General features: G+C 48.8%; 6 protein-coding genes. All 6 read left to right on the top strand.

Going from position 1 to position 5,931, the window contains the following annotated elements; translation table 11 throughout:
* The first annotated feature begins 517 nt into the window (after positions 1–517).
* The 6 genes from DBO31_RS02260 (at position 518) to DBO31_RS02235 (ending at position 5,672) form a co-directional block, all read left to right on the top strand.
* Positions 518–1,798, top strand: coding sequence for an MFS transporter (locus tag DBO31_RS02260; RefSeq protein ID WP_059076268.1), 1,281 nt, complete (start codon positions 518–520; stop codon positions 1,796–1,798).
* 54 nt (positions 1,799–1,852) lie between these two features.
* On the top strand, positions 1,853–2,554 hold the full coding sequence (locus tag DBO31_RS02255; RefSeq protein ID WP_059076269.1) for a cyclase family protein: 702 nt from the start codon (positions 1,853–1,855) through the stop codon (positions 2,552–2,554).
* Positions 2,555–2,589: 35 nt separating this feature from the next.
* Entirely contained in the window at positions 2,590–3,267 is a 678-nt protein-coding gene (locus DBO31_RS02250) for a cyclase family protein (protein ID WP_059076270.1), read from the top strand.
* Between the two features lie 271 nt (positions 3,268–3,538).
* Positions 3,539–4,225 carry a GntR family transcriptional regulator gene (locus DBO31_RS02245; protein ID WP_150824336.1) on the top strand — a complete coding sequence of 229 codons (687 nt, stop codon included), beginning with the start codon at positions 3,539–3,541 and terminating at the stop codon, positions 4,223–4,225.
* Between the two features lie 42 nt (positions 4,226–4,267).
* Entirely contained in the window at positions 4,268–4,951 is a 684-nt protein-coding gene (locus DBO31_RS02240; protein ID WP_059076272.1) for a GntR family transcriptional regulator, read from the top strand.
* Positions 4,952–4,997: 46 nt separating this feature from the next.
* Entirely contained in the window at positions 4,998–5,672 is a 675-nt protein-coding gene (locus DBO31_RS02235; RefSeq protein WP_059076273.1) for a GntR family transcriptional regulator, read from the top strand.
* Positions 5,673–5,931 lie beyond the last annotated feature (259 nt).

Genomic DNA, 5,931 nt, shown 5'->3' with positions numbered 1-5,931 from the left:
TTGCAAAAGCTGGCGAAGCCTTTGCCTTTAACGACGAACATCCTGATAAAGTGCTGAAAATCATCCTTACCTTTGATTAATTATGCCTGATATGAGATGGAGTCATCACATTACGCTTTTTTGCGTAATGTGATGACTCCATCTTTTTTTTTACGTTACACGCGACACAGGAACTGGCCTTGTCTTTTTGTGGCAGTTACCGTTTATTTTTTATTTATAAAAAGAAGTTATATTACAAAGAGGCAATGTTATAGATAAAGCGATGAGAAATATGTATGCAAAAATGTGTTGTATTTGTTGATTATTCATCATACAGGTGCTAGAATGTTAGTGTATCAATGAGGTGCGGATATAAAAGAATATATGTATATACGAACGATAAATCGCAACGTGTCCCAGCATCGTTCAGGTAATGAGGAAAGGAGGAAGAACCGTACGTCTTTGATGAACGGAAAATGAAGCTTACTGTTATTTTATTATGTATCATGAAGGAAAAAAGAAAAGGGAGTGTATCTGTATGAAAATGCCTAAGGCCCATCCTATATCATGGATCCTTTTGCTGGTTACGACCCTGGCCATTCTGGCTACGTCCGTATCCCGTATCATTCTGCCGACCGTTCTGCCGGCTATTATGGAAGAATTTCATTGGAGTGCTACCGAAGTCGGCTTCCTGAATTCGGCTATGTTCATCGGTGCCTTCATCGGTGCTACTTTCTTTGGCATCCTTTCTGACTCTGTCGGTTCCGGCTATAAACGGGGCTGGACCTGGATCTGCTGCATGGTCGTCGCGGCTATCGGAGGCATTCTGACTGCTATGTGTACGACCGTCAATGCTATGCGCGCTGCTCTGGCTGTCCTCGGCATGGGGACTGGTGGTGCTGAACCGGTAAACGTAGCGATTATCGGTGAATGGTGGCCGAAAGAACATCGTGGTTTCGCCATCGGCGTCCATCACACGGGCTTCCCCTTCGGTCAGTTCCTGGGACCTGTCGTCATCAGTTTTATCCTGGCCGTCGGTACCTGGCATGACGCCTTTACCTTTGTTCCTCTCCTGGCTATCCCCATCATCATCCTGCAGCTGATTTTTGGTACGGAAAAGAATCAGAAAAAAGTTTATAAATGGATTGAAGACCATCAGATGACCAAACCGCTCGATGAAGTCGAAGCCGAAGGCAAGAAACCGTCTCTTAAAGAAATGGTCAAAAACGTCGGCGTCTGCCTCCAGAACCGCAACTGTGTCATGGCTATCATCACGATCTTTATTTTCCTCTGGTCTGAAGCGGCTATCACCACATTTATGACCCTGCAGCTGACGACGGTTGCCGGCATCTCTCTGGCGGCTGCTGCTGTCGTTTCGGGTGCTTCCGGCCTGACTGGCTGGATTGGCCAGATTGGCTGGGGTACGGTATCGGATTCTACGGGCCGTAAGTTTGCCCTGCGCATCATCACTGCCGGCTGGATTGTTGCGACCCTGGCCTGCATGTTCATCAATACGGAAATGTCAGCCTGGATGATCCTCATTTTCTGGGGCCTCTTCCGTAATTCGCCATTCCCGGTCATGTATGCCCTGCTCATCGATTCCCTGCCCAAATCGGCCGGCTCCTCTATGGGTCTGATGATTGGTATTGCCCTCGGTCTTTCCGGGTTCTTCGCTGCCCCGACGGCAGGCTGGATTATTGAAACCTATGGGTTTACGGCCCACTACGTCGTACTGGCTATCATGCTGGCCCTGTCCTATATCCCTCTGACTATCATCAAGGAAACGGTACACAAAGATGGAGAACAGGCAGAAGCATAAGGTTGTCTTCACTATAGATAAGTACGTGAACGTAAGAAAGGGAGATGTTTTCACATGAACACGAAAGAATTAGCTGCTGTATTAGAAGGAATGGATGTCGTCGATCTGACGCTGACCATGGAAGAAGGCATGCCGGTCTGGCCGACACATCAGCATTTCTATCACAATATTGTAGAATCGACAGAAATGGGAGACCCGGCCACTCATTATGCCGTTACGATGGGCGAACATTGTGGTACTCATCTCGATGCACCGCGCCATTTCATAACTGGTGCAACTCCCGTCGATGAAGTGCCGCTCAAACAGTTCTTCGGTCATGCTGTCAAAATCGAAGCGACTCAGGTCGGTGCATTGGGATTGTTCCATAAGGATGATATCATCGCCTGGGAAAAAGACCATGTAGAAATCCAGGAAGGAGACGTCGTACTGCTCCATTTCGGATGGGACAAACGGTATGCCCTGAAACCGGATTATGATGAATTCCTGTCTGACTGGCCGGGCCTGGCTGAAGATGGTGCCCAGTATCTGGCAGAAAAGAAAGTGAAAATCGTCGGCTGTGATGCCCTGGCTCTCGATGTATTCGGCGGAACGGACCCAACCCATAAGACACTTCTCCCTAAAGGCATCCTGATTATTGAAAATCTGTATAATCTGGGAACTCTTCCCGATGAAGTACTGTTTGCCACGCTGCCTCTCAAGATTAAAGATGGTTCCGGCTCTCCTATCCGTGCCGTCGCTTTTGTAGAAAAGAAATAAGTGAGTTACCTGTTATAGAAAAGGAGTGAGTCTCTATGTACGTATATCTTTCTTATCCCATTGCAGAAGGACAGATTGCCTGGCCGGATGCCCCCGTATATACTTCCGGCCGCCATGATATCATCGGTATCGATGGCAGTTACTGCAATACATCGGTCATGACGATTCCCAATCATTACGGCACCCACTATGACGCACCGCGTCATTTCAATGCCAAGGGGCCTAAAATCACAGAACTGCCGATGGATTACTTCTGCTTCAAGGGCGATGAAATCCTTATCCTCGACATCCCAAAAACGTTTAAGGAAGTCATTACGGCGGAAGATGTCATGCCCTACAAGGATCAGATTGCCAAAGCGAAACTGCTCTTGTTCCGTACGGGCTTTGAAAAACAGAAGGAACTGAATCCCCAGGGATACAAATACGAAAATCCGAGTGCTCATCCCGGCCTGTGCAAATATCTCGTAGAAAATTTCCCCAACCTCTGCACTATCGGCCTCGATTCCCTGTCCCTCGGATCGGTATGCAATGACTATGCGACGGAAGCCCATCACTGGCTGCTGGGTTATTATACGGATAAATTCGTGACCGTCATTGAAGATATGATGCTGTCGCCTCTCGAAGGAAAAACCGTAAAGAGTATCATCGTAGCACCTATCCGGGCACTGGACGTGGATAGCGCACCGGTTACCATCATTGCTGAAGTTGAATAAGGAATGACTCATAAGCCTGTCGCATGAAGAATTCTGCTATCATGCGGCAGGCATTTTCTTAAATTTTGCCATATCAGATATGGGAAAAGGAAATGCCTGTCGTGACGGTTAATCTCATCTGCAGAAAAACAATTTGTCTGGCAGTCCTTTTTTACCTGTTGCGGACGTATATTAGAACTGGCTTATGTATTGACGGTATGCTATAATATCATTATAAGAATATCGATATTATAAAGAAGGCAAGCTATCTTTTGCTGCGCGAGGTTACAGTATGATTGAACTTACCATTACACCTATGGAACCACGGGAAAATGTCAGGGCCTATGTATACCGGCTGTTATACCATAATATCATGGCAGTCCGCCTGACGCCGGGAACGGCTGTTTCCGAACAGGAAGTATCTTCCTACCTGGATATCAGCCGTACGCCTGTACGGGAAGCATTTATCCATTTATCCCAGGATGGGCTCGTGGAAATCCTGCCCCAGCGGGGGACCTTTGTTTCTAAAATCGACACGGCACTCATCGAAGAAAACCGTTTTATGCGCCTGACTCTCGAACGGGCCGCCATACGGCTGGCCTGTCAGGAGCTGCCGGACATGTACCTGAAACAGCTCGACCAATCTCTGAACGATCAGAAAGAAGCCATGGATGCTGGCGACAGTGCCCGCTTCATGACCCTTGATAATGAAATGCACGGCATCATTTTTGCCGGCTGCGGCAAGCCCCACGTCTGGCAGACACTGATGCAGGCTAATCTGGATTATCTGCGGTCCCGCGCGCTTTCCGTACTGAATACAGAAGAAATGGATATTGTCTATGCCAAGCACCAGTCGCTCGTGACTCATATACGGCAGCATGAAACGGACCAGGCGGAACGGGACATCAATGAACACATCGACCGTATCATCATAGACGTGGCGGCACTGCGGGCGGCCCATCCTGATTTTTTCAAATGATGAGAGATCCGTCCGCTATTCTACATGAATCAGGTGATAACGATGATTGATTTGGAAATTACGCCACCTCTCCAGCGGGAGACGGTGCGTTCTTACGTATACCGCATGTTATATGATAATATTATGTCACTCCATCTGCCGCCGGGATCGGCCATGTCTGAACAGGAAGTGGCAGACCTTCTGAAGACGAGCCGTACGCCTGTACGGGAAGCTTTCATCCATCTCGGGCAGGATCACCTGCTGGATATTTTTCCCCAGCGCGGTACGTTTGTGGCCAGGCTGCATACCCAGATGATACGGGAAGCCCGGTTTATGCGCGTTGTCATGGAAGAAGCTGTCATGGCAGAAGCCTGTCAGGGCCTCCCTGAATCTTGCCTCCGGCAGCTGTATGAAATCCTGGAGCGCCAGCAGAAAGCGGCAGATGCCGGTGATAAACGGGCTTTTTTTGAAGCGGACAATGCCTTCCATGAAACGGTTTTTTCTGGCTGCGGCCGGCCTCATATCTGGCAGACCCTGATGCGGGCCAGCCTCGATTATTCCCGTGCCCGCGTGCTCAATGCCTTTCTGGAACCGAAAGAAATTCCCCTTTCTGTCCATGAAGATATGCTGAAAGCGATAGAATCGCATGAGGGAGACAAGGCAGCCCGGCTGGTCCGCCAGCATATGGCCAATCAGGAAACGGGTATCCGTAAATTGATGCAGCTCTACCCCGATTATTTTATATAAAAAGCGGCTTCTGGCGTCATGAACCAGGCTGAAACAGGTGATGGGTATGGAAATTCTGGCAAAAAAAGAAGATGAGTCGTCGCGGCAGTATGTACGGCGCTGTTTGCTTTATAATATTGTCAATGTAGAAATCAAACCGGGTGAACGGATTATCGAGAAGGAATATTGCGATTTGTTTCAGGTAAGCCGCACGCCTATCAGGGAGGCCATTCTGGACCTGCACAAGAATCATCTCATCGACGTCATGCCCAAGCGAGGCACCTTTGTCTCATACATTGACGAAGACCGGGTGGAAGAAGTGCGCCAGCTGCGGGCCGTCCTGGAAGCGGAAATCGCCCGGGAAGCCTGCCGGAAACTGACGGCAGATGATCTGGACCGGCTGCGGGAAAACGTCATTGTCTGGAAATATTACATTGGCCGCAAGCAGGTGCGCAAAATTTTTGAATTGGATAAGAAATTTCATGGACTCCTCTATACGCTGTGCGGAAAGCCCTACTGGAGTGAAATCGTCGAAGCGGCGGCACCGCATTTCGACCGGGCGATTGTCCTGAGTTTCCAGTGCATGCCTGCCTCCCAGGTCCTGGCCGATCATATGCAGCTCATCGATGCCATAGAAGCCCGCGATGAGGATAAGGCCTATGAACTGGCCCGGACACATCTGAACCGGTATAATGAAGAAAAGGAAATGATTAAACAATCTTTTCCCGGCTATTTTCAGTAAGGCCTGCATCGAATAAGGGCAGAAAAAAGGAAGCCGCAACAAAATGACCACTTAAGGCTGTTTTGTTGCGGCTTCCTTTTAGTTTATCATGGATGAGAATATGCCAGATTCCCCCTTTTGGTTCTGCCGTTAGAAATCTGTAGACAGATCAGATCCAGTGGACCATGATGCTGGCCAGGAGGCCGGAGACGACTGATACGGATACAATGCCGGCGATGACCAGTTTAGGCATGATGTAATGCAGAATGGCTTCTTTTTC

It is taken from the genome of Megasphaera sp. DJF_B143 (assembly GCF_900320625.1).
Lineage (GTDB): Bacteria > Bacillota > Negativicutes > Veillonellales > Megasphaeraceae > Megasphaera > Megasphaera hexanoica.
The sequence above is the reverse complement of the archived record's forward strand: the minus strand, read 5'-3'. Positions and strand labels throughout refer to the sequence as shown.